This window comes from Kitasatospora sp. NPDC023118 (assembly GCF_055560875.1).
Genome location: NZ_JBVHHW010000026.1, coordinates 66,347 through 89,818 on the forward strand (window position 1 = coordinate 66,347; position 23,472 = coordinate 89,818).

The window sequence follows — 23,472 nt, forward strand, 5'->3', positions numbered from 1 at the left end:
GAACGGTCGGCGCGGGCCCTCGGCGCACCCGCACCACGCGCGTTTCGCGCCTTTCCAGAGCGTCGGAATTCCTGACACCCGGTGTCTTTACGAGTGGCACAGGGTGCCACTACGTTGTTACCCACCAGTCGCGGCGCCGCGGCTCCCACCTCGGCGCGCCGTCGTCCGGCGTTCCCACACCCCGGGAGCAGTGCCAGCCCCCGCCCGGCCCACCACCGGGCGACAGCCTGACCACCAACCACCCACCTCAGCGAAGCCGGTGTCCGCTCCCGGCTCCCCCAGACGCCCTGTGACCCTCACACAGGTACGCCTTCGGAGGCAGCCATGCAGGAAATCCTCGACGCGATCCTCAGCTCCGACGCCACGTCGGCGGACTTCGCGGCGATCAAGCTCCCCGAGTCCTACCGGGCGGTCACGCTCCACAAGGACGAGGAGCAGATGTTCGCGGGCCTCGACAGCCGCGACAAGGACCCTCGCAAGTCCCTTCACCTCGACGAGGTCGCCCTGCCCGAGCTGGGCCCCGGCGAGGCCCTGGTCGCCGTCATGGCCAGCGCGGTGAACTACAACACCGTGTGGAGCTCGATCTTCGAGCCGGTCTCCACCTTCGCCTTCCTGGAGCGCTACGGCCGCCTGTCGCCGCTCACCAAGCGCCACGACCTGCCGTACCACGTCGTCGGCTCCGACCTCGCGGGCGTGGTGCTGCGCACCGGCGCCGGGGTCAACGCCTGGAAGCCCGGCGACGAGGTCGTCGCCCACTGCCTCTCGGTCGAACTGGAGTCCCCGGACGGCCACAACGACACGATGATGGACCCGGAGCAGCGCATCTGGGGCTTCGAGACCAACTTCGGCGGCCTGGCCCAGCTCGCCCTGGTGAAGACCAACCAGCTGCTGCCCAAGCCGAAGCACCTCACCTGGGAGGAGGCCGCCTCCCCGGGCCTGGTCAACTCCACCGCGTACCGCCAGCTGGTCTCGCGCAACGGCGCCGGCATGAAGCAGGGTGACAACGTGCTGATCTGGGGCGCCAGCGGCGGCCTCGGCTCGTACGCCACCCAGTACGCGCTGGCCGGCGGCGCCACCCCGATCTGCGTGGTCTCCAACGACCAGAAGGCCGAGATCTGCCGCGCCATGGGCGCCGAGGCGATCATCGACCGCTCGGCCGAGGGCTACAGGTTCTGGAAGGACGAGAACACCCAGGACCCGCGCGAGTGGAAGCGCCTGGGCTCCAGGATCCGCGAGTTCACCGGCGGCGAGGACGTGGACATCGTCTTCGAGCACCCGGGCCGCGAGACCTTCGGCGCCTCGGTGTACGTCACCCGCAAGGGCGGCACCATCGTCACCTGCGCCTCGACTTCCGGCTACATGCACCAGTACGACAACCGCTACCTGTGGATGTCGCTCAAGCGGATCGTCGGCTCGCACTTCGCCAACTACCGCGAGGCCTTCGAGGCCAACCGGCTGATCGCCAAGGGCAAGATCCACCCGACCCTGTCCAAGGTCTACTCCCTGGAGGAGACCGGCCAGGCCGCCCTCGACGTGCACCACAACAAGCACCAGGGCAAGGTCGGCGTGCTCTGCCTGGCCCCGGAGGAGGGCCTGGGCGTGCGCGACGAGGAGTTCCGCGCCCGGCACGTCGACGCCATCAACCTCTTCCGCGGGCTTGACGAGCGGAACATCCAGCCGAGCCGGAACGTGTGAGACGGAACCGATGACCGAGCCTCAGAAGCGCGACCGGCCCTGGCTGATGCGCACCTACGCCGGCCACTCCACCGCGAGCGACTCCAACGCGCTCTACCGGCGGAACCTGGCGAAGGGCCAGACCGGCCTGTCCGTCGCCTTCGACCTGCCGACCCAGACCGGCTACGACTCCGACCACGTCCTCGCCCGCGGCGAGGTGGGCCGGGTCGGCGTCCCGGTGGGCCACGTCGGCGACATGCGCACCCTGTTCGACGGCATCCCGCTCGAGCAGACCAACACCTCCATGACGATCAACGCCACCGCGATGTGGCTGCTGGCGCTCTACCAGGTGGTCGCCGAGGAGCAGGGCGCCGACATCGCCAAGCTCACCGGCACCACCCAGAACGACATCGTCAAGGAGTACCTGTCGCGCGGGACGCACGTCTTCCCGCCCGGCCCCTCGGTGCGGCTGATCACCGACATGATCGCCTACACGGTCGGCAACATCCCCAAGTGGAATCCGATCAACATCTGCAGCTACCACTTGCAGGAAGCGGGCGCCACGCCCGTCCAGGAGATCGCCTACGCGATGTGCACCGCCATCTCGGTGCTCGACGCGGTCCGCGACTCCGGCCAGGTGCCCGCCGAGCGGATGGGCGACGTGGTCGCCCGGATCTCCTTCTTCGTGAACGCCGGCGTGCGCTTCGTCGAGGAGATGTGCAAGATGCGCGCCTTCGCCCGGCTCTGGGAGAAGGTCACCCTGGAGCGCTACGGCATCACCGACGCCAAGCAGCGCCGCTTCCGCTACGGCGTCCAGGTCAACTCACTGGGCCTGACCGAGGCGCAGCCGGAGAACAACGTCCAGCGGATCGTCCTGGAGATGCTGGCCGTCACCCTCTCCAAGGACGCCCGCGCCCGGGCCGTCCAGCTGCCCGCCTGGAACGAGGCGCTCGGCCTGCCCCGCCCGTGGGACCAGCAGTGGTCGCTGCGGATCCAACAGGTGCTGGCCTACGAGTCGGACCTGCTGGAGTACGGCGACATCTTCAACGGATCCGAGGTGATCGAGGCCAAGACCGCCGCGCTGCTGGCCGGTGCCGAGGCGGAGATCGCCAAGGTGCTGGAGATGGGCGGGGTGATTCCCGCAGTGGAGTCCGGCTACCTCAAGTCCAACCTGGTCGCCTCGCACGCCGCCCGCCGGGCCCGGATCGAGTCCGGCGAGGACAGGATCGTCGGGGTCAACTGCTTCGACACCACCGAGCCCAGCCCGCTCACCGCCGACCTCGACACCGCGATCATGGTGGTCGACCCCGCCTCCGAGCGCTCCGTGCTGGCCGCCCTGGAGGCCTGGCGCGGACAGCGCGACGAGACCGCCGCCCAGGAGGCGCTGGCCGAGCTCAAGGCCGTCGCCGCCACCGAGGCCAACCTGATGCCGGCCACGCTCGCCTGCGCCCGGGCCGGGGTCACCACCGGCGAGTGGTCCTTCGCCCTGCGCGAGGTGTTCGGCGAGTACCGCGCCCCCACCGGCGTGGGCGGCGCGCCCGTCGCGGTGGCCGCCGAGCCCGGCGGGGAGCTGGAGCAGGTCCGCGCCGCGGTCGCCGCCACCGCCCAGGAGCTGGGCGCCGGCAAGCTGCGCCTGCTGGTCGGCAAGCCCGGCCTGGACGGGCACTCCAACGGTGCCGAGCAGATCGCCGTCCGTGCCCGCGACGCCGGGTTCGAGGTGGTCTACCAGGGCATCCGGCTCACCCCGGAGCAGATCGTCTCCGCCGCCGTCGCGGAGGACGTCCACTGCGTGGGCCTGTCCATCCTCTCGGGCGCCCACGCCGAGCTGGTGCCCGACGTCCTGAAGCGGCTGCGCCGCACCGGGGTGGAGGATGTTCCGGTGATCGTGGGTGGCATCATCCCGGCAGCGGACGGCGAGGCCCTCAAGGCCGCCGGCGTCGCCGCCGTGTTCACCCCGAAGGACTTCGGCATCACGACCATCATCGGCCGGATCGTGGACGAGATCCGGCTGGCCAACAGGCTCCAGCCGTGGACGCCCGCACCGACCCCGGCCACGAACTGACCAGCTGACCAGCTGACCACTGGGAAGGAACTGAACCACCCTCATGAGCAACGCCAGCGACATGTCAAGCAGCCGTCTGCGCCCGCGCCGCTCCTGCCTCGCCGTACCGGGCAGCAACCCGCGCTTCCTGGAGAAGGCCCAGGGCCTGCCGGCCGACCAGGTCTTCCTCGACCTGGAGGACGCCTGCGCCCCCCTGGTCAAGGAGAGCGCCCGCCACAACATCGTCGACGCGCTGAACAACGGCGACTGGGGCACCAAGACCCGCGTGGTCCGGGTCAACGACTGGACCACCCACTGGACCTACCGCGACGTGATCACCGTGGTCGAGGGCGCCGGCCCGAACCTGGACTGCATCATGCTCCCCAAGGTCCAGGACGCCGAGCAGGTCAAGGCGCTCGACCTGCTGCTCACCCAGATCGAGAAGACCATGGGCTTCGAGGTCGGCAAGATCGGCATCGAGGCGCAGATCGAGAACGCCAAGGGCCTGATCAACGTCGACGCCATCGCCGAGGCCTCGCCCCGGCTGGAGACCATCATCTTCGGCCCCGCCGACTTCATGGCCTCGATCAACATGAAGTCCCTGGTCGTCGGCGAGCAACCGCCCGGCTACCCGGCCGACGCCTACCACTACATCCTGATGCGCATCCTGATGGCCGCCCGCGCCAACGACCTGCAGGCGATCGACGGCCCGTACCTGCAGATCCGCAACCAGGAGGGCTACCGCGAGGTGGCCGGCCGCTCCGCCGCCCTCGGCTTCGACGGCAAGTGGGTGCTGCACCCGGACCAGGTCGCCGCCGCGAACGAGATCTACTCGCCCTCGCAGGAGGACTACGACCACGCCGAGCTGATCCTCGACGCGTACGACTACTGCACCTCCGAGGCGGGCGGCGCCAAGGGCTCCGCGATGCTCGGCGACGAGATGATCGACGAGGCCAGCCGCAAGATGGCCCTGGTCATCGCCGGCAAGGGCCGGGCCGCCGGCATGCAGCGCACCACCAAGTTCGAGATCCCGGAAAGCTGAGGACCTGAGCGATGCAGTTCGGACGCACCTACGAGGAGTTCGAGGTCGGCGCGGTCTACAAGCACTGGCCCGGGAAGACCGTCACCGAGTACGACGACCACCTCTTCTGCCTGCTCACCATGAACCACCACCCGCTCCACATGGACACCAACTATGCGGAGAAGACGACGGACTTCGGCAGGAACGTCGTGGTGGGCAACTACATCTACTCGCTGCTGCTCGGCATGTCCGTCCCGGACGTCTCCGGCAAGGCGATCGCCAACCTGGAGATCGAGTCGCTGCGCCACATCGCGCCGACCTTCCACGGCGACACCATCTACGGCGAGACCACCGTCCTCGACAAGTGGCCGTCCAAGTCCAAGGACGACCGCGGCATCGTCTACGTCGAGACCAAGGGGTACAAGCAGGACGGCACGGTCGTCTGCGTCTTCCGCCGCAAGGTGATGGTGCCGACCGCGACGTACATCAAGGAGCGCGGCGGCGAGCAGCCGGGGCGCCCCGAGCCGCTCTCCTGAATCCCTCCTCTATATAGACCCCGGACGGGGAGGCCGCCGTCATCGGCTGACCCCCACCCGGTCGGGGGCCCTGCTGCCGCAGCCACGCCGGCAGGGCCCCCGGAAATCCCCCCCCCCCGCCCCCTTCAGACCTTCCGGAGCCGCACGATGGGACGCCTCGCACAGACCGACGGCCTCACCGAGATCCAGCGGGACATCCTCGCCACCGTGCGGGATTTCGTCGACAAGGAGATCATTCCGGTCGCGACCGAGCTGGAGCACAAGGACGAGTACCCGACCGCCATCGTCGAGGGCATGAAGCAGCTCGGGCTCTTCGGCCTCACCATCCCCGAGGAGTACGGCGGCCTCGGCGAGTCCCTGCTCACCTACGCCCTGGTGGTCGAGGAGATCGCCCGCGGCTGGATGTCGGTTTCCGGCATCGTGAACACCCACTTCATCGTGGCGCACATGATCAACGCCCACGGCACCCAGGAGCAGAAGGACTACTTCCTGCCGAAGATGGCCGCCGGCGAAATCCGCGGCGCCTTTTCGATGTCCGAGCCCGGCCTCGGCTCCGACGTTTCGGCCATCTCCACCAAGGCGGTCAAGGACACTGGGGGCGCCTCCCGGCCGGAGGCCGGGGGAGACTTCTACGTCCTCAACGGCCAGAAGATGTGGCTCACCAACGGCGGCACCTCCACCCTGGTCGCGGTCCTGTGCAAGACCGACGAGGGCGGCGACACCCCGTACAAGAACATGACCACCTTCCTGATCGAGAAGACGGCCGGCTTCGGCCCCAACCCGACCGTCCCCGGCCTGACCGTGCCCGGGAAGATCGAGAAGATGGGCTACAAGGGCGTCGACACGACCGAGCTGGTCCTCCAGGACGTCCGGATCCCGGCCGACCGCATCCTCGGCGGCGTCCCGGGCCGCGGCTTCTACCAGATGATGGACGGCGTCGAGGTCGGCCGCGTCAACGTCGCCGCCCGCGGCTGCGGCGTCGCCCGCCGCGCCTTCGAGCTGGGCATCTCCTACGCCCAGCAGCGCTCCACCTTCGGCAAGAAGATCGCCGAGCACCAGGCGATCCAGTTCAAGCTCGCCGAGATGGCCACCAAGGTCGAGGCCGCCCACCAGATGATGGTGATGGCCGCCCGCAAGAAGGACAGCGGCGAGCGCAACGACCTCGAGGCCGGCATGGCCAAGTACCTGGCCTCCGAGTACTGCAAGGAGGTCGTCGAGGACGCCTTCCGGATCCACGGCGGCTACGGCTTCTCCAAGGAGTACGAGATCGAGCGCCTCTACCGCGAGGCCCCGATGCTGCTCATCGGTGAAGGAACTGCGGAGATCCAGAAGATGATCGTCGGCCGCCGGCTCCTGGAGGAGTACCGGATCGCCGAGTGATCGCGGGGCCGTCCGCGTTGCCCGACGTCGTGAACCGACGTCACGGACGGACGGCCCCCTCTCGAACCGCCGGTCGACGGGCGTGCGGGCCCGTCCCGGCTGAGCGCCGTGCACCGTCACGGGCCCGGCCTGGTCCGCCTGGGCCCGGCACGGCCCTCCGGAGAGCGGCCGCAGGGCGTACAGCTGCAGCAACGCGCCCTGCGGCCGCTTCCGTACACCTTCTTCCGGCCGCTCCGGACCGTGTCCCGCCCGGGTTCCGAGCGCGCCCCTGCTGAGACAAGTGTCACCAGCCTCGCCAGGTCCCTTGGGAACCGGACCGGGGCGAGCTACGGTCGTAGAGGCGGGACGCGCATACGCGCTCCCACCGGACACGTGAACGAGCAGGCGGGTTGCCCACCCACCGTGTGCTCCCGATAGCATCCACCGGGACAGCAAGCCGTCCCTCTATTACCGATCCCGCGGTGGCCCCCGTCCAGCGGCCATGATCCCCCGCGACAAAGGTCTTCGATGCCCATCAGCCCGTCCCCTCACACCTCCGTCACGGACCGCGATGCCCTCGCAGGCCCGACGGCCGGTCGGCGACCCCGCGTGACCATCGCGCGCGGAGCCACCCCCTGGTTCGTCCCCACCCTCGCCACCGCAGCCGTGACCAGCGCCCTCACCCGGCGCAGCGGCAAGTGGGCCCTGGCGGCGGTTCCGGCCTGCGCACTGAGCGCGGGCATGCTGTGGTTCTTCCGCGACCCCGAGCGTGAGATCGGCACGGGCAGAGTGATCTCCCCCGCCGACGGCGTGGTGCAGAGCATCGACGCCTGGCCGGACGGCCGCACCCGGGTCGCGATCTTCATGAGCCCGCTCAACGTCCACGTCAACCGCGCGCCCCTGCCGGGCACGGTGACGTCGGTGGAGCACGTGGCGGGCGGTTTCGTGCCGGCGTTCAACAAGGACAGCGACCAGAACGAGCGGGTCGTCTGGCACTTCGACACCGAGCTCGGCGACATCGAGATGGTGCAGATCGCGGGGGCCGTGGCCCGCCGCATCGTGCCGTACGTGGCCGCCGGAACCAAGGTCGAGCAGGGTGACCGGATCGGTCTGATCCGGTTCGGGTCCCGGGTCGACACCTACCTGCCGGCCGGCGTCGAGGTCGGCGTCGAGGTCGGCCAGAAGACCACAGCCGGGGTGACGCGCCTTGACCGTGACTGATCCTGAGACAATCGTCGGCCTGGACGACGAGGAAACGGCCCTGCGCCGTCGCCGCTGGGCGCGCGACCGCGAGCTGCGTGCCCCGCGCTCCCCGCAGCACCTGTCCACCGCCGACTTCCTGACCCTGGGGAACGCCGTCTGCGGCTTCCTGGCGATCTACTCGATCACCACCGGGGTCCTGATCCCGCACATCACCAACCCGGACGCCGCTCCGGACCGGCACAGCGCGGCCACGGCCGTCACGCTGCTGCTGATCGGCTCGATGTGCGACCTCTTCGACGGCCTGGTGGCGCGGAAGCTCCGCTCCTCCGCCCTCGGAGCGGAACTCGACAACCTGGCCGACCTGATCAGCTTCGGCATCGCGCCGGCCTACTTCGTCGCGGTCTGGGGCATGGTCTCGCAGGGGTCCAACCGGACGCTCTCGGCGCTGATCGCGCTGACCGTGCTGCTCGCGGTGGTCCTGCGGCTGGCCCGCTTCTCGGCCGTCAAGATGCGGCCCGGGGTGTTCCAGGGCATGCCCTGCCCGATGGGCGCGATGACGGTCATCGCCATCGTGCTGCTCGACCCGCCGTTCCTGCCCGGTCTGCTCGCCATCTTCGGCGCCGCGTACCTCATGGTCAGCCGGATCGAGTACCCGAAGCCGCAGGGGCTGCTGGCCACCGCCACGCTGTGCTGGGTGGTCGTCGCCATCGGCTGCCTGGCGGCCTGGGCCACCGGCCTGCCCGGCGGCGACACCCTGATGCACGTCGGTGCCTTCGCCCAGATCGCGCTGGCGGCGATGGCGCCGCTGCTGGTCATCCGGCGCAAGGTCGGGCAGAAGGTCGGCGACGTCCGTGCCCGGCGGGCGGAGTCGCGGCTCGGTTGAGCTGCTTCGTGACGTACGGGAAGGGCCCGGAACCTGTGATGGTTCCGGGCCCTTCCTCGTTTCCGCGTTCGCTACGCACCGCCGGTGGGGGCGGAGCGGCTACGCACCGCCGGTGTGGACGCTGAAAGCGGAGCGGCGGGCCGCCCGGGCCACGCCCGGGTCCGGGTGCACGCCCGAGACCGCGGTCAGCACCGAGGCCGCCCGCGGGTGGCCCGACTGCCGGGCCCGGGCGAACAGCCGCACAGGGTCGCCCGCCGAGGCGCCCTCGACGTGGCCCACCAGCAGCTCCGTCTCGCCGTGGTCGAGCACCGCGGCCGCGGTGTCCACCCACAGCCAGGCGGCGTCCTCGGCGCCCAGCACGTCCGCCGGGGAGACGCCCTCGTCCGAGCGCTCCGCCAGCCACAGCAGCGCGTACGGGCGCAGCACCGGCTCGTCCACCGAGGCCCGCACCGCCTGCTCGGCCGGTCCGCCGGCCACCCGAAGCGCCTCGAAGGCGAGGCCGCGCACCAGCGCGTCGTCGCCCTGGGCCGCCTCCAGCAGCTCGGCCACCGCGCGGTCCGCCGGACGGGCCGCCACCCAGGCGCGGAACTCGGCCCGGGCCGGGCCCGGCGAGTAGTCCGCGCAGGCGTTCAGCAGCTCGAAGGCGCTCTGCTCGATGTGCCCGGCCGCGGTCTGGGCGACCGTGCAGATCTCCTCCAGCTTCGCCCGCACCGCCCAGTGGCCCAGCGGGGAGAGTTCAGCGGCATCGTTCCTGCGCACCACGGCGCCGACCGCCGCCAGGCCGTCCAGCATCCAGTCCAGGACGGCGGCCACGTCGGAGGGCGAGGCCGGGGTGTCGATCTGCGGCTCGCGGCAGGTGCCGCGGACGGCGGAGACGGCCGAGGCGGCGTGCGGGACGGGCGACAGGCCGGGACCGCCGAGGCCGGTACCGACCCGGCGCTCGTCCAGGCCGCGGCGCAGCAGCTCCAGCAGCTCGCTCTCGGCCACCGGGCCGTCCACCAGGTGCAGGAAGGACAGCAGCTGCGGGGCCTGGTCCACCGCCTGGCCGGCCAGGACGGCGAACACCCCGCGCAGCGCGGCGGGCGGCACCGGGGCGAGCAGCGTCCAGGCGTCGAACAGCCCGGACCAGCCGCGCACCACGGCCTCGTCGTCGTGCTCCCAGGCGTGCAGGCGCCAGCCGGGGCCGGCTCCGCCGTCCCGGGCCTCCACCAGGCCGACCAGCAACGCCTGCCCCCAGGCCTTGGCGGCGGCGCTGACCGTCATGGCCAGCGCCCGGCCCGCCGCACGGGCGTCCTCCGGGAGCAGTTCGCCACGCTTGTCGACCTCGTCCAGCTCCCCGGCCCAGCGGGCGATCCGGACGGCGTCCACCAGCATCCGACGGGCCAGCGGCGCGAGCTCGGCCGGCGCGGGGAAGCCCTCCGGCACGGGAACCCGACCCCGCCCTGGCGCCGGCGCGGGCCCTCGTCGCCGGGGTACACCGACCCCGCCCGGCCTGCCACCGGAGGGCCGGTGGGGTGTACCGGGGAGACGGGTCACCGTCGCACCGGTACCGATCGTCGGCGGGAGCGGGGCATCACGGTCGCGCGGGTTCCGAGACGTCACGTCGAGCAGTCTTCCCCTTGCACCGGCCTTCTGTCACATCCGGTTGTCCGTACGACCGGGAGAGCGGGGACGGCACCTCCGCAAGATCGGGCAACAGTGGCAAACCGCCTGGCCGGAAACGTGTGGCGGGGCCATGCCAGGGTTGCGCCCGGGCGTTGCGGTGCTCGTTCGGCCGGTCACGCTGCGTGTCGGACGGGGGTGTACGAAGGGTGCGCGGAGGCGCGGTGGGTGGGGATCCGGCCAGGCAGCAGGTGCCAGGAGGCGGGGGTTTCGGCACGGGAAGTCGGCCGGGCCGGCTTCTGGTGCGCGGGCGGGAGCGGCCCGGGGGGCGCGAACCGGACAGCGAATCGAACAGGGGTCGCGCGGACGGCGGGGCACAGCGGCGGCCGCCCCGGACCGGCGGTGCTTCCCGGACCGGCGGTGCTTCCCGGACCGGCGGTGCTTCCCGGGGCGGCGATGGGTCGTCGGGTGGGCTGTCGCGGGGAAGCCGGATGGGCCGGCTCTCGCCCGCAGGGCCAAATTCGCCCCCGAAGCCGGGGCGAGCCCGGTCAGAGCAGAGGGGTGAGCCAGCGACGGAGGAGTTCGGTGTAGTGGTCGGGGGCGGAGTTCCACAGGGCGGCGTGGTCGGCGCCCGGGAAGATCTGCAGGTTGACCACGTCCGGGCGGGCGGCCGCGAGGCGCTGGGCGGTGCCGAACGGGGCGACCGGGTCGCCGGGGCTGTGCAGCACCAGGGTGGGGACGTGCAGGTCCGCGCCCCCGGCGAGCCGCGCGAAGTCGGCGAGGTCGACGCCGGTGCGGCCCTCGGCGGCCAGGGCGCCCAGCTCGGCGGCGACGCCCGTGAAGCCGGCCCGGGCGGCGTCGCGGCGGGCGGAGGCGGGCAGGTCGAGGACGGGCGAGTCGAGGATCAGCCCGCTGATGGCGTGCGCCCACGCGGAGCGGGCCGCCGTGTGCAGGACCATGGTGGCGCCCAGCGACCAGCCGTACAGGATCACCCGGCCCGCACCGTGGTCGAGCGCCAGCCGTATCGCCGACTCGACGTCGCGCCACTCGGTCGCGCCGAAGTGGCTCAACCCGTCCGGGGAGGCGGGGGCGCCCGCGTCGCCGCGGTAGGTGACGGCGAGGACGGGCAGGCCGAGGCGGTCGAGGACGGGCAGGACCGGAAGGGTCTGCTGACGGTCCGCCTCGGTGCCGTGGACGAGGATCACCCAGGTGCCGCGCTTGCCGTCGAGGTGCCAGGCCGGGAGGGCGCCCAGCTCGCCGTCGGCGCTGGTGTCGCTGAAGGCCAGGCCGAGCGCCTCGGTGGGGTCGCCGAGCAGCACGCGGGGGGTGAAGCGCACCTCGGTGCCGGGCGCGAGGGTGCCCCGGTCGGCGCGGACGAGTCGCCGGGTGACGCCCCGCTCGTCGCTGTGCAGGATCTCCTCGACCACCGCGTGCCCGCCGTCCTCCCACTCGACGGCCCAGCGGCCGCGCCGCAGGCTCTCGGGGCGGCGGGTGAAGGTGACCCGCCCGGCGGCGAGGCTCTGCACCAGGATGGCCCCGGACTCCTGTACGGCCGCCCCCGGCCCCGCGCCCGGCCCGGCCCCCGGACGGACCATCCGCTCGGAGGCCCGGCGGCCGATCACCAGGACGACGGCCCCGGCCCCGACGGCGGCGGCCGCCACGACCGCTGCGGTTCGCCAACGCATATCGTTCCCCGCTCTGTTCCACGGACCGGACGGTGTTCGTACACCAGTTCACCGGGGCCGCGTACCCCCGGCCACCGGGCTGGGCCGTCCGGGGCACGGGGAGGAAGAGGAGCGTCAGACCGGAACGGCCGTCGGCTGGGCCGCGAGGAGCTGCCAGAACCGAGGGGTGAGCGGAGGGGCGGGGGTGCGGGGCACGCTGGGCGTGCCCCAGTGGGTGGGGACGTGGTGCTCCTGCTGGAGGACGGGGAGGACGGCTGCGAGGTCCGGCTCGGGGACGGGGACGAGGCGGGCGAGGGCGCGGAGGTGGGGCTGCCAGCGGCCGCCGACGCACTGGCGCAGCAGCCGGTCCAGGGCCTCGGCGCGGCCGGTGGCCTCGACCAGCTCGGTCAGCCGCAGGCCGAGGACCTGGGCGAGGGCGTGGGTCTGGTCCGGGTCGCCGTCCCAGTGGCCGGTCAGTTCGGCCTGCTGGTAGGCGGGCAGGGACATGCCGACGCGTTCGGCCACGGCCTCCTGGCCGAGTTCGCGGGCGATGCGGTGGTCCCGCAGGCGCGTCGGGCGGGCGCCCATCAGGTCGGCGGCGGGGCACCAGAGGGCGCGGGCAAGGGCGATGAGCTCGGCCTCGCCCGGCCGCAGGTCGCCGTTCTCCCACGCGAGGACGTGGCCGAACAGCAGCCGTACGCCGTGGGCGGCCATGCCCTCGGCGACCTGTTCGGGTGTCAGGCCGAGGCCGACCCGGTGGGCGCGGGCGGCCTCGGGCGAGAACGGCACCGGGGGCGGGGCGGCGGCGGGGGTCTTTCTGCGGCGCATGGCACCGAACGGTAGGCGCGGCCCTCGGCGCGGCCCCAGCCCCAGAACGCACGAAGCGGGACTGACGGGCCCTGCGCCGCGCTGGGCGATCGCACAGTGACGACACCCGGCCGCCGTGTGGCCAACGTGTGGCCGCCGTGTGACCAACCCCTCCGTGACCTCGGTTGACGCGTGGATCGGCCGCGTGATGGGATCCTTGCGCCAAACGGAGGCATGGAGAGGAAGCCGGTGCGAGTCCGGCGCGGTCCCGCCACTGTCACCGGGGAGCACGCTCGGAAGTGCCACGGCGGGCCGTCAGAAGCCGCTGGAAGGCCCGGGGGTGCGTCCGACCCGGAAGCCAGGAGACTCTCGCCCCCGGTACGTCGATCCAGGGCGCGGACCCTGAGTGAGGACACGCACGCGATGCAGCCTGCCCCGCCCCGTCGGACCCCGAGCTGCCCACCGCCGTGCGCCCGCTGACCCGCGCCGCCGCCTTCGCGCTGGGCGCCGTCGCGGGCTACGCCGTCGACGCCCACTTCGCCGACCCCCGCCGCGGCCACCCCGTCGCGCTCTTCGGCAGCGCCGCGACCCGCCTCGAACGGCGCCTGTGGCGCGACGACCGCACGGCCGGGGCGGTGTACACGGCGCTGTGCGCGGGCGCGGTCGCGGCGGGTGCGCTGGCCCTGGACCGTACGGTGGGACGCCGTCCGCTGGGACGGGCGGCACTGGCCGCAGCGGCGACCTGGACGGTGCTCGGCGGCACCTCGCTGACGCGGGAGGCGCGCACCATCGGCCGCTCCCTCGCCGCGGGCGATCTGACGGCCGCCCGGGAACGGCTGCCGCACCTGTGCGGGCGGGACCCGAGCGCGCTCGACGGACAGCAGATCGCCCGGGCCGTGGTCGAGTCGGTGGCCGAGAACACCGCCGACGCCGTGGTGAACGCGCTGACCTGGGGCGCCCTGGCGGGCACGCCGGGCCTGCTCGCCTTCCGCGCGGTGAACACCCTGGACGCGATGGTGGGCCACCGCTCGCCCCGCTACGCCCGCTTCGGCTGGGCCTCGGCCCGGCTGGACGACGTGGCCGGCTGGCCGGGCGCCCGGCTCACCGCGCTGCTGACGGTGGCCGCCGCACCCGAGCCCCGGACCGCCTGGCGGGTCTGGCGGCGGGACGGCTCCGCGCACCCGAGCCCGAACGCGGGCCAGGCCGAGTCGGCCTTCGCCGGCGCGGTGGGCGTCCGGCTGGGCGGGACGCTCCGGTACCCGCACGAGCCGAAGGGCGCGCCGGTGCCGAAGGCGACGAACGACGAGCGAGCGCGGCGAGTGCCGGAGAGTGGGCCCCTCCTGCCCGAGGGCGGGCAGGGAGGGCGAACGTCGGCACCGGATCACGAGCGCCCGGAGGCGGGTGCGGAGCCACGTGAGCGGGTGGAGCACCGGCCGGTGCTGGGCGCGGAGTTGCGGCCGGTGACGGTGGACGACATCGAGCGGGCCTGCACGCTGTCCCGGCGGGTGGGCGCGCTGGCGCTGGGTACGACGGTCGCGGGGCACGTCCTGCTGCGGCTCCTGATGAAGAGGGGTGGGGCATGACGAACGCGCTGCTGGTCGCCGGGACGACCTCGGACGCGGGCAAGAGCGTGGTGACGGCCGGGATCTGCCGCTGGCTGGCCCGCCAGGGCGTGCGGGTCGCGCCGTTCAAGGCGCAGAACATGTCGCTGAACTCCTTCGTCACCGCCGACGGCGCCGAGATCGGCCGCGCCCAGGCGATGCAGGCGCAGGCCGCCCGGGTGGAGCCGGAGGCGGCGATGAACCCGGTGCTGCTCAAGCCCGGCGCGGACGGCCGCAGCCAGGTGGTGCTGCTCGGCAGGCCGGTGGCCGAGGTGGGCGCACTGGACTACCGGGAGCGCAAGCCCGTCCTGCTGGAACGCTCCCTGGAGTGCCTGGCGGACCTGCGCCGCCGCTTCGACGTGGTGGTCTGCGAGGGCGCGGGCTCGCCCGCCGAGATCAACCTGCGCGACCGGGACATCGCCAACATGGGCCTGGCCACGGCCGCCGGACTGCCCGTCGTGGTGGTCGGCGACATCGACCGCGGCGGGGTCTTCGCCGCGATGTACGGGACGCTGGCGCTGCTGTCGGCCGAGGACCAGCGGCATGTGGCGGGCTGGTTCGTCAACAAGTTCCGCGGCGACGCGCGGCTGCTGGCGCCCGGGCTGGAGATGCTGCACGAGCTGACCGGCCGTCCGGTGCTGGGCACGCTGCCGATGCTGCCGGGCCTGTGGCTGGACGCCGAGGACTCGCTCGACCTGTCCACGGTGGTGGACCGCGTCGACGGCCGCGGGCCGCTCGGGGCGGACGTGCTGCGGGTGGCCGTGGTGCGCTTCCCCCGGCTGTCCAACTTCACCGACGTGGACGCGCTGGCGCAGGAGCCGGGCGTGCTGGTGCGCTGGGCGACCCGGCCGGAGGAGCTGGCCGACGCCGACCTGGTGGTGCTGCCCGGCACCCGGGCCACCGTGGCGGACCTCGCCTGGCTGCGCGAACGCGGCCTGGAGCCGGCGCTGAAGGCGCGGGCGGCGGCCGGGCTGCCGATCCTCGGGGTCTGCGGCGGGTACCAGATGCTGGCGCGCTCGATCGACGACGAGGTGGAGTCCAAGGCGGGCGTCGTCGACGCGCTCGGGCTGCTGCCGACGCGGGTGCGCTTCGGCGCCGAGAAGGTGCTGGCGCGGCCGGTCGGCGAGGCGTACGGACAGCGGGTCGAGGGCTACGAGATCCACCACGGAGTGGTGGCCGTCGACGGGGGCACCCCCTTCCTGGACGGCTGCCGGGTCGGCTCGGTCTGGGGCACCACCTGGCACGGCGCGCTGGAGAACGACGGTTTCCGCCGCGAACTCCTGCGCGAGGTCGCCGAATCGGCGGGCCGGGCGTTCGTCCCGGCGCCGGACACCTGCTTCGCCGAGGCGCGCGAGGCCCGGCTGGAGCGGCTGGGCGACCTGATCGAGGAACACGCGGACACCGACGCGCTGTGGAAGCTGATCGAGGGCGGGGTGCCGGCAGCCGGGTCGCTGCCGTTCCTGGCGCCCGGGGCACCTGGGAGTGACGCATGACTGACGTCCGCTATCCGTTCACCGCGATCGTCGGCATGGCCGACCTGCGGCTCGGGCTGCTGCTGAACGCGGTCTCCCCGGCCGTGGGCGGCGTGCTGGTGCGCGGCGAGAAGGGCACCGCGAAGTCCACCATGGTGCGCGCGCTGGCCGGGCTGCTGCCCTCCATCGCCGCCGTGGACGGCTGCCGCTTCGCCTGCGACCCGGCCGCGCCTGACCCGCAGTGCCCGGACGGGCCGCACACCTCCTCTTCGAGTCACGAACGCCCGTCCCAGCTGGTCGAGTTGCCGGTCGGCGTGGCCGAGGACCGGATCGTCGGCTCGCTCGACCTGGAGCGCGCGCTCGCCGAGGGCGTCAAGGCGTACGAGCCCGGGCTGCTCGCCAAGGCGCACCGCGGCGTGCTCTACATCGACGAGGTGAACCTGCTCCAGGACCACGTGGTGGACCTGCTGCTGGACGCCGCCGCGATGGGCCGCTCGTACGTGGAGCGCGAGGGCGTGTCGGTGCGGCACGCGGCGCGCTTCCTGCTGGTCGGCACGATGAACCCGGAGGAGGGCGAGCTGCGGCCGCAGTTGCTCGACCGCTTCGGCCTGACCGTCGAGATCGCCGCCACCCGGGAACCGGCCGAGCGCGCCGAGGTGGTCCGGCGCCGGCTCGCGTACGACGCGGACCCGGCCGGCTTCGCGGCCCGGTTCGCGGCCGAGGAGCGGGAGCTCGCCGAACACATCACCACCGCCCGGGAGTTGCTGCCCAAGGTCGAGCTGACGGATGTGGCGCTGCGTCAGATCACCGCCGTGTGCGCGGCGTTCGAGGTGGACGGGCTGCGCGCGGACATCGTGATGGCCCGCACGGCGGTCGCGCTGGCCGCCTGGGCGGGGCGCACCGAGGTGCTGGAGGAGGACGTCCGCAAGGCCGCCCAGCTGGCCCTGCCGCACCGGCGCCGCCGCAACCCCTTCGACGCTCCGGGGCTGGACGAGGAGCAGTTGGACCGGACGCTGGAGGAGCACGCCCAGCCGGAGGACCCGGAGCCTGAGCCTGAGGGCGACGGCCCGGAGCCCGAAGGCGACGGCCCGGGTCCGGACGGGGACGGCCCGGAAGGCAGCCCCGACGGTGGCGGTCCCGACGGCGGTGGCGCACCCGAGCCGTCCGACGGCGGCGCTCCGGAGGCATCCGCCCCCGAGGACGCCGAGGCGCCCGCACAGCCGCCCCTCCCGGCCCAACACCCCGCCCCCGCCCGGGAGTCGGCGCCGGTCGCGGCCGGCGAACCGTACCGGACCCGGCTGTTCACCGTGCGGGGCACCGGCCACGGCGCGCAGGGCCGCCGCTCCCCCGCCGAGACCTCCGGCGGGCACACCATCCGCGCCCGGCGGCCGCAGGGCCCGCTGAGCCGGCTGCACCTGACCGCGACCCTGCAGGCCGCCGCGCCGCACCAGGTGGCGCGCGGGCGGGACGGCCGGGCGCTGGTGCTGCACAAGGACGACTTCCGCGAACAGGTGCGCCAGGGACGGGAGTCCAACCTGGTGCTGTTCGTGGTGGACGCATCCGGCTCGATGGCCGCCCGGCAGCGGATGACCGCCGTCAAGGGCGCGGTGCTGTCGCTGCTGATGGACGCCTACCAGCGCCGCGACAAGATCGGCATGATCACCTTCCGGGGCGCGGGCGCCCAGCTGGCACTGCCGCCCACCTCCTCGGTCGAGGTCGGCGCGGCCCGGCTGGAGTCGCTGCCCACCGGCGGGCGGACCCCGCTGGCCGCGGGCCTGCTGCGCGCGCACGAGGTGCTGCGGGTGGAGCGGCTGCGCGACCCGGACCGGCGCCCGCTGCTGGTCGTGGTGACCGACGGCCGGGCCACCGGCGGGCGGGACGCGCTCGCCCAGTCGCAGCGCGCGGCCGCGCTGTTCGCCGCGCAGAGCACCGCGAGCGTGGTGCTGGACTGCGAGTCCGGGCCGGTCCGCCTGGGCCTGGCCCGCACCCTGGCCGGGCTGCTCGGCGGCAGCGCCGTCAGCCTGGACGAGCTGCGCGCCGAGGGCGTGGCCTCGCTCGTCCGCGAGAACCGTTCGGTGAGCCGTTCCGTGAACCGTTCGACCACTGCGATGCGAAAGGCGGCCTGAGCCGACATGCCCAAGGGTGTCCCCGAGAGCGTTCCCGACGACGGACTGACGACCCGCCAGCGCCGCACGCAGCCGATCACCGCCGTGCACACCGGCCCCGGCAAGGGCAAGTCCACGGCCGCGTTCGGCATGGCGCTGCGGGCCTGGAACCAGGGCTGGTCGGTCGGGGTGTTCCAGTTCGTGAAGTCCGCCAAGTGGAAGGTCGGCGAGGAGAACGCGCTGCGCGTCCTCGGCGCCTCCGGCGAGGGCGGCACCGTCGACTGGCACAAGATGGGCTCCGGCTGGTCGTGGATCCAGCGCTCCGCCGAGCAGGAGATGTCCAGCGAGGAGGCGGCCAAGGAGGGCTGGGAGCAGGTCAAGCGCGACCTCGCGGCCGAGACCTACCGCTTCTACGTGCTGGACGAGTTCACCTATCCGATGCACTGGGGGTGGATCGACCCGGACGAGGTGGTGTCGGTGCTCAAGGACCGCCCGGGCAGCCAGCACGTCGTCATCACCGGCCGGTACGCGCCCGAGGCGCTGACCGGGTTCGCCGACCTGGTCACCGAGATGACCAAGGTCAAGCACCCCATGGACGCCGGCCGCAAGGGCCAGCGCGGCATCGAGTGGTGAGTCTGCGCACGTGAACATCCCCCGCCTCGTCGTCGCCGCGCCTTCCTCGGGCGCCGGCAAGACCACCGTCGCCACCGGCCTGATCGCGGCGCTCGCCGCGCGCGGGCTGGCGGTGTCCCCGCACAAGGTCGGCCCTGACTACATCGACCCGGGCTACCACGCGCTCGCCGCCGGGCGCCCCGGCCGCAACCTGGACGCCTTCATGTGCGGGCCGGAGCGGATCGCGCCGCTGTTCCTGCACGGCGCGGCCGGGGCGGACGTCGCGGTGGTCGAGGGGGTCATGGGGCTGTTCGACGGGGCCTCCGGGCGCGGGGAGTTGGCGTCCACGGCGCACGTCGCCAAGCTGCTGCGGGCACCCGTGGTGCTGGTGGTGGACGGCTCCTCGCAGTCCCGGTCGGTGGCCGCGCTGGTGCACGGCTTCGCCTCCTGGGACCCGCAGGTGCGCCTGGCCGGGGTGATCCTCAACCGGGTCGCCTCCGACCGGCACGAGCAGCTCCTGCGCGAGGCCCTAGAGGAGGGCTCCGGGGTGCCCGTGCTGGGCGCGCTGCGCCGCTCGGCGGCGGTCGCCACGCCGTCCCGGCACCTGGGGCTGATCCCCGCGGTGGAGCGCTCGGCGGAGGCGCTGAAGGCCGTCGCGGACATGGGTGAGCTGGTCGCCTCCTCGGTCGACCTGGACGCCCTGCTGGAACTCGCCCGGACGGCACCGGGGTTGGACGCCGAGCCGTGGGACCCGTCGGCCGAGGTCACACCGGTCGCCGGGCGGCCGCGGATCGCGATGGCGGGCGGCGCCGCGTTCTCCTTCTCGTACGCCGAGAACGCCGAGCTGCTCGGCGCGGCGGGCGCGGAGGTCGTGCCGTTCGACCCGCTGCACGCCTCGGCGCTGCCGGAGGGGACGGCCGGTCTGGTCATCGGCGGCGGCTTCCCGGAGCTGTACGTCCGGGAGTTGAGCAGGAACGCCGAACTACGGCAGGCCATAGCGGAGTTCGCCGCCGCGGGCGGGCCGATCGCCGCCGAGTGCGCCGGACTGCTCTACCTGGGGCGGGAGTTGGACGGGCTGCCGATGTGCGGGGTGCTGGACACCACCGCCCGGATGACCGAACGGCTCACCCTCGGCTACCGCGAGGCCGTCGCCCTGCACGACTCCCCGCTCGCCGCGGCCGGCACCCGGCTGCGCGGGCACGAGTTCCACCGGACGGTCTGCGAGCCGGGCGCGGGCGAACTCCCCGCCTGGGGCTGGCGGCTGCCGACCGGGCCGCGCACCGAGGGTTTCGCCGCCGGGAACGTGAACGCCTCGTACCTGCACCTGCACTGGGCCGGATCGCCCGCGCTGGCCTCGTCGTTCGCCTCCGCCGCGGCGGCGTTTGACGCCGTGACGGAGCGAGGTGCACGCTCCTAGGATGTGCGCATGCATGTGATCGTTCTCAACGGCGGCTCCAGTTCCGGAAAGTCGAGCATCGCCCGGTGCTTGCAGGAACTGCTGTCGGAGCCGTGGCTGCACCTCGGCGCGGACACCATGGTGGACGCGCTGCCGCCGTGGCTGCTCGGCGGTGACGGGGGCATCGGCGGGCTGGAGGACGGCGACGGCACGGTCGAGGTCGGGTCGGCCTTCGCCGCGCTGGACGCCGCCTGGACGGTCGGGGTCGCGGCGATGGCCCGGGCCGGGGCCCGGATCGTGGTGGACGAGGTGTTCCTCGGCGGGGCCGCCTCGCAGCAGCGCTGGCGCGCGGCGCTGGAGGGCCTGGACGTGCTCTGGGTCGGCGTGCGCTGCGACCCGGCGGTGGCCGCGGCCCGGGAGGCCGCGCGCGGCGACCGGGTCACCGGGATGGCCGCCGCGCAGGCCGAGTCGGTTCACCGGGGCGTCTCGTACGACCTGGTGGTGGACACCTCGCAGGCCTCGCCGGGTGATTGTGCCGAGTCGGTCCTCGCGCGGGTGGCGAACTGCGGTTGACTGTCCGGTGCCAGACTCATCCGTACGGAGGCACGCGCATGGCCAGGCAGCACAAGTACACCGCCGAGATCCGCTGGACCGGCAACCGGGGCACCGGCACCAGCGACCACCGCTCCTACTCCCGCGACGTCGAGGTGTCCGCCGAGGGCCTGCCGACCGTCCCCGGCTCCGCCGACCCCGCCTTCCGCGGCGACCCGGCCCGCTGGAACCCGGAGCAACTGCTGCTCGCCTCGCTCTCCCAGTGCCACCTGCTCTCGTACCTGTACCTGTGCGCGGTGAACGGGGTCGTGGTGACCTCGTACGTCGACCGGCCGGTGGGCACCATGGCCGTGACGCCGGAGGGCGGGCACTTCACCTCGGTGGTGCTGCACCCGCGGATCGAGGTCGCCGAGGCGGGGATGGCGGAGAAGGCGCTCGCCCTGCACGCGGAGGCGCACCGGGCCTGCTTCATCGCCAATTCGGTCAACTTCCCGGTGCGGAACGAGTCCGAGGTGACGGTCGCGGGTCGACCCTAGGGCGCGGATTACAGCGCGAGCGTCTGCCAGCCCCGGGTAATCTGGTCGTGGACGCCCGCCGGGTCCGGCGCCGTCGGCTGGGCCGCCGCGAGCGCCGCCAGCAGGGCGGTACCGTCCGCCGGGCGCTGCGCCGGGTCGATGGCCAGAGCGCGGGTGACGACGGCGGCGAGGCCCGGGTCGAGGGTCTGGACCGCCGCCAGCGCGGCCGGTTCGGGCCCGGTGTCCACGATCCGCCGGATCACCGCGCCGGTGCTGGTCGCCGCGAACGGGCTGGCGCCGTGCGCCGCGCACACCACGCAGCACGCCCAGGCCCACACGTCGGCGGGCGGGCCGACCCGCTCCTCGCCGAACTGCTCCGGCGCCATGTACGTCAGGGTGCCCGGCCCGCCGCCCGTGGCGGTGAGCCGGGTGCCGTCCACGATCGCCGCGATGCCGAAGTCCAGCAGGCGCGGGCCGGCCGTGGTCAGCATGATGTTGGCGGGCTTGAGGTCCCGGTGGACCAGCCCGAGCCGGTGCACCCCGGACAGCGCCACGGCCAGCGCCAGCGCCAGGGCGCGCAGCGCCTCGGCGGAGCGGATCGGGCCCTGCTCGCGCAGGTGGACGTCCAGCGGGCGGCCGTCCAGCAACTCCATGGCCAGGTACGGGCGTCCGGCGTCCACGCCCGCGTCGAGCACCCGGGCGGTGTAGGCGCCGGGGACCATGGCCAGCACCTCGGACTCGCGCTGGAAGCGGCGCAACAGCTCGGCGTCGTTGAGGAGTTCGAGGTTGATGGTCTTCAGGGCGACCTGGGTGGCGGAGCCCTGGCGCTGGGCGAGGTAGACCGTGCCCATGCCGCCGGAGCCGATCCGGCCGAGGAGCTGGTAGCCGCCGATCGTGCGGGCGTCGTGGGGGCTGAGGGGCTGCCCGATAGGCGGGGTCGGTGGGGTCGGTGGGGTCGGTGGGGCGAACTGCTGCGCGGGCGGTGCGAACTGCGGCGCGAGCGGGGCCGGTGGGGCGTACTGCATCGGGACGTACGCCTGCGGCGGCGCGTACGGGTTCGCCCCGGCGCCGACCGGCTTGGGCCGGAAGCTGGCGATCACCGCGCCGAACTGGAAGAGCATCGCGACGAAGATCAGCCAGTACGGCAGGGCGAAGACGCCGATCACCGCACGGAGAGCGAGCAGGCCGACGATCCGGAACCAGGTGGCGCGTGCCGACCGGACCTGCTTCGGCATGCCGATGGTCAGCAGGTTGCGCTGGGTCAGGAACCAGGACAGCAGCCAGAGCACCAGAGCCGGGATCACGCAGACGAGGTACCAGAACCGCGCGTCGGCGAGCCTCATACCCGCGTCGATGGCCAGGTAGCGCGCATTGTGGGAGTCGATCGGCTCCCTCAGCATCCGGATGACACCGCCGTCGGCGAGGAACAGCAGGGCCTCCACCCCGGCCGCACCGACGAGACCCGCCGCCAGCGCGGCGATGACCGCACCCCGGCCGACCGGCGCGTCCTCACCGACGGCCGCCAGTGCCCGTTGGCGCGTCGCCGTCTGGAGCCGTACCAGCAGCGGTGAGGTCACCAACCGCACGACCACCACGAACAGTACGAGCAGCGCGACGACGACGATCAAGCTCATGTAGTCCCCCTTGGCCGATCGGGCACACGGAGTATAGGCGGGGCAGCGGCGGGCGGGTCCGGCTTCTAGAACCCTCGGTCGAGCAAGGCCGAGAGATAGCCTGCCACCTCGTCGCGCAGCTCGTCCGGGGTCGGCACGTACCAGTGCCCGCTGCCGGCCGTCGCGTTGAACAGCACGCCGTCGCACCAGCGGATCAGCCGGCGGGCGTCGGCCGTCGGGTCGGCGGAGCCGGAGCGGGCCAGCAGGGCGGCGGCGAGGTCGGCGAAGCCCGCGCCCAGACGGTCGTAGACGGCGCGCAGTTCGGGCCTGCGGGTGGCCTCCAGGGCGAGTTCCAGGCGGGCCAGGGTGAGCCTGCGCCCGGTGGTGAGCGCCCGGTGCAGCACGTCGGCGCCGACCTCGACCAGCAGCTCGCGCGCGGGCGCGGAGGGCGCGGGCGCGGAGGGCGCGGGCGCGGAGGGCGCGGGCGCGGAGGGCGCGAGCCCCTCCTCCGCGGTGAAGACCGGGTAGTCGGCGGTCTCCCGCTCGACGATCCGGGTGAGCACGAGATCGAGCAGGGCGGCCCTGGTCCGGGCGAGGTTGGAGGTCGAGCCTGCGGGCAGGCCGGACTCCTCGTCCACGGCGCGGTGGGTCAGCCCGCGCAGGCCGCGTTCGGCGATCAGGTCGATGGCGGCGTCGGCGATCAGGGTCGGGCGCGGGGGTGTCATAGGTCCGATCATGGCCTTTCCGCTGGGACTCCCCCAACTCACTACAGTCGTAGTTTTACGGTTCACTACACCTGTAGTACGGTGCTGAGTC

Annotated in this window: 19 protein-coding genes and 1 riboswitch; of the genes, 14 read left to right on the plus strand and 5 right to left on the minus strand. The window is 73.4% G+C overall.

Annotation, left to right across the window (positions count from 1 at the left end):
- Positions 1-324: 324 nt before the first annotated feature.
- The 7 genes from ccrA (at position 325) to ACZ3UD_RS28755 (ending at position 8,717) form a co-directional block, all read left to right on the plus strand.
- Positions 325-1,695, plus strand: coding sequence for a crotonyl-CoA carboxylase/reductase (gene ccrA, locus ACZ3UD_RS28725; RefSeq protein ID WP_465593801.1), 1,371 nt, complete (start codon positions 325-327; stop codon positions 1,693-1,695).
- 10 nt (positions 1,696-1,705) lie between these two features.
- Positions 1,706-3,736 carry a protein meaA gene (locus ACZ3UD_RS28730; RefSeq protein WP_465593804.1) on the plus strand — a complete coding sequence of 677 codons (2,031 nt, stop codon included), beginning with the start codon at positions 1,706-1,708 and terminating at the stop codon, positions 3,734-3,736.
- 61 nt (positions 3,737-3,797) lie between these two features.
- Positions 3,798-4,757 carry an HpcH/HpaI aldolase/citrate lyase family protein gene (locus tag ACZ3UD_RS28735; RefSeq protein ID WP_465593928.1) on the plus strand — a complete coding sequence of 320 codons (960 nt, stop codon included), beginning with the start codon at positions 3,798-3,800 and terminating at the stop codon, positions 4,755-4,757.
- Positions 4,758-4,768: 11 nt separating this feature from the next.
- Entirely contained in the window at positions 4,769-5,272 is a 504-nt protein-coding gene (locus tag ACZ3UD_RS28740; protein ID WP_465593807.1) for a MaoC family dehydratase, read from the plus strand.
- 147 nt (positions 5,273-5,419) lie between these two features.
- Complete coding sequence (locus ACZ3UD_RS28745) at positions 5,420-6,652, plus strand: acyl-CoA dehydrogenase family protein (RefSeq protein WP_465593810.1); 1,233 nt, start codon at positions 5,420-5,422, stop codon at positions 6,650-6,652.
- A 507-nt stretch (positions 6,653-7,159) separates the two neighbouring features.
- Positions 7,160-7,852 (plus strand): phosphatidylserine decarboxylase, encoded by a 693-nt coding sequence (locus tag ACZ3UD_RS28750; protein WP_380612268.1) that lies wholly within the window; start codon positions 7,160-7,162, stop codon positions 7,850-7,852.
- Positions 7,839-8,717 (plus strand): CDP-alcohol phosphatidyltransferase family protein, encoded by an 879-nt coding sequence (locus tag ACZ3UD_RS28755; RefSeq protein WP_465593814.1) that lies wholly within the window; start codon positions 7,839-7,841, stop codon positions 8,715-8,717. Before ACZ3UD_RS28750 ends, ACZ3UD_RS28755 begins: the two co-directional genes overlap by 14 nt.
- 99 nt (positions 8,718-8,816) lie before the next feature.
- Here the strand turns inward: ACZ3UD_RS28755 and ACZ3UD_RS28760 are convergent, their stop codons facing one another.
- The 3 genes from ACZ3UD_RS28760 to ACZ3UD_RS28770 all read right to left on the minus strand — a co-directional run bounded on the left by ACZ3UD_RS28760 (position 8,817) and on the right by ACZ3UD_RS28770 (position 12,811).
- Positions 8,817-10,142, minus strand: coding sequence for a hypothetical protein (locus ACZ3UD_RS28760; RefSeq protein ID WP_465593817.1), 1,326 nt, complete (start codon positions 10,140-10,142; stop codon positions 8,817-8,819).
- A gap of 725 nt (positions 10,143-10,867) precedes the next feature.
- Positions 10,868-12,004: an alpha/beta hydrolase family protein gene (locus tag ACZ3UD_RS28765; protein ID WP_465593820.1), complete on the minus strand. Its 1,137-nt coding sequence runs from the start codon at positions 12,002-12,004 to the stop codon at positions 10,868-10,870.
- 114 nt (positions 12,005-12,118) lie between these two features.
- Positions 12,119-12,811, minus strand: a complete 693-nt coding sequence (locus ACZ3UD_RS28770; protein ID WP_465593823.1) for a helix-turn-helix domain-containing protein — start codon at positions 12,809-12,811, stop codon at positions 12,119-12,121.
- A gap of 219 nt (positions 12,812-13,030) precedes the next feature.
- Positions 13,031-13,158: riboswitch (cobalamin riboswitch) on the plus strand.
- Positions 13,159-13,266: 108 nt separating this feature from the next.
- Between ACZ3UD_RS28770 and ACZ3UD_RS28775 the strand changes: the two genes are divergently transcribed.
- Genes ACZ3UD_RS28775 through ACZ3UD_RS28805 form a run of 7 tightly spaced genes read left to right on the plus strand, consistent with a single transcriptional unit; the run spans position 13,267 to position 21,064 of the window.
- Positions 13,267-14,373, plus strand: coding sequence for a cobalamin biosynthesis protein (locus ACZ3UD_RS28775; RefSeq protein WP_465593931.1), 1,107 nt, complete (start codon positions 13,267-13,269; stop codon positions 14,371-14,373).
- Entirely contained in the window at positions 14,370-15,884 is a 1,515-nt protein-coding gene (locus ACZ3UD_RS28780) for a cobyric acid synthase (protein WP_465593826.1), read from the plus strand. The genes ACZ3UD_RS28775 and ACZ3UD_RS28780 overlap by 4 nt, the downstream gene beginning before the upstream one ends.
- A complete protein-coding gene (locus ACZ3UD_RS28785) occupies positions 15,881-17,989 on the plus strand; it encodes a putative cobaltochelatase (RefSeq protein ID WP_465593829.1) in 2,109 nt (702 codons plus the stop codon). Before ACZ3UD_RS28780 ends, ACZ3UD_RS28785 begins: the two co-directional genes overlap by 4 nt.
- Before the next feature lie 6 nt (positions 17,990-17,995).
- Positions 17,996-18,601 carry a cob(I)yrinic acid a,c-diamide adenosyltransferase gene (gene cobO / locus ACZ3UD_RS28790; protein WP_270143148.1) on the plus strand — a complete coding sequence of 202 codons (606 nt, stop codon included), beginning with the start codon at positions 17,996-17,998 and terminating at the stop codon, positions 18,599-18,601.
- Positions 18,602-18,611: 10 nt separating this feature from the next.
- Positions 18,612-19,997 carry a cobyrinate a,c-diamide synthase gene (locus ACZ3UD_RS28795; protein ID WP_465593832.1) on the plus strand — a complete coding sequence of 462 codons (1,386 nt, stop codon included), beginning with the start codon at positions 18,612-18,614 and terminating at the stop codon, positions 19,995-19,997.
- 9 nt (positions 19,998-20,006) lie between these two features.
- Entirely contained in the window at positions 20,007-20,549 is a 543-nt protein-coding gene (cpt, locus tag ACZ3UD_RS28800) for a chloramphenicol phosphotransferase CPT (protein WP_465593835.1), read from the plus strand.
- Between the two features lie 38 nt (positions 20,550-20,587).
- Positions 20,588-21,064, plus strand: coding sequence for an OsmC family protein (locus ACZ3UD_RS28805; RefSeq protein WP_465593838.1), 477 nt, complete (start codon positions 20,588-20,590; stop codon positions 21,062-21,064).
- A gap of 8 nt (positions 21,065-21,072) precedes the next feature.
- Here ACZ3UD_RS28805 and ACZ3UD_RS28810 read toward each other — a convergent pair whose 3' ends face one another.
- Together ACZ3UD_RS28810 and ACZ3UD_RS28815 are read right to left on the minus strand one after the other, a co-directional pair.
- On the minus strand, positions 21,073-22,677 hold the full coding sequence (locus ACZ3UD_RS28810) for a serine/threonine-protein kinase (RefSeq protein WP_465593841.1): 1,605 nt from the start codon (positions 22,675-22,677) through the stop codon (positions 21,073-21,075).
- A gap of 65 nt (positions 22,678-22,742) precedes the next feature.
- The gene (locus ACZ3UD_RS28815; protein ID WP_465593844.1) at positions 22,743-23,381 is read right to left on the minus strand and encodes a TetR/AcrR family transcriptional regulator; all 639 of its coding nucleotides are present in this window, start codon (positions 23,379-23,381) and stop codon (positions 22,743-22,745) included.
- Between the last annotated feature and the right edge of the window lie 91 nt (positions 23,382-23,472).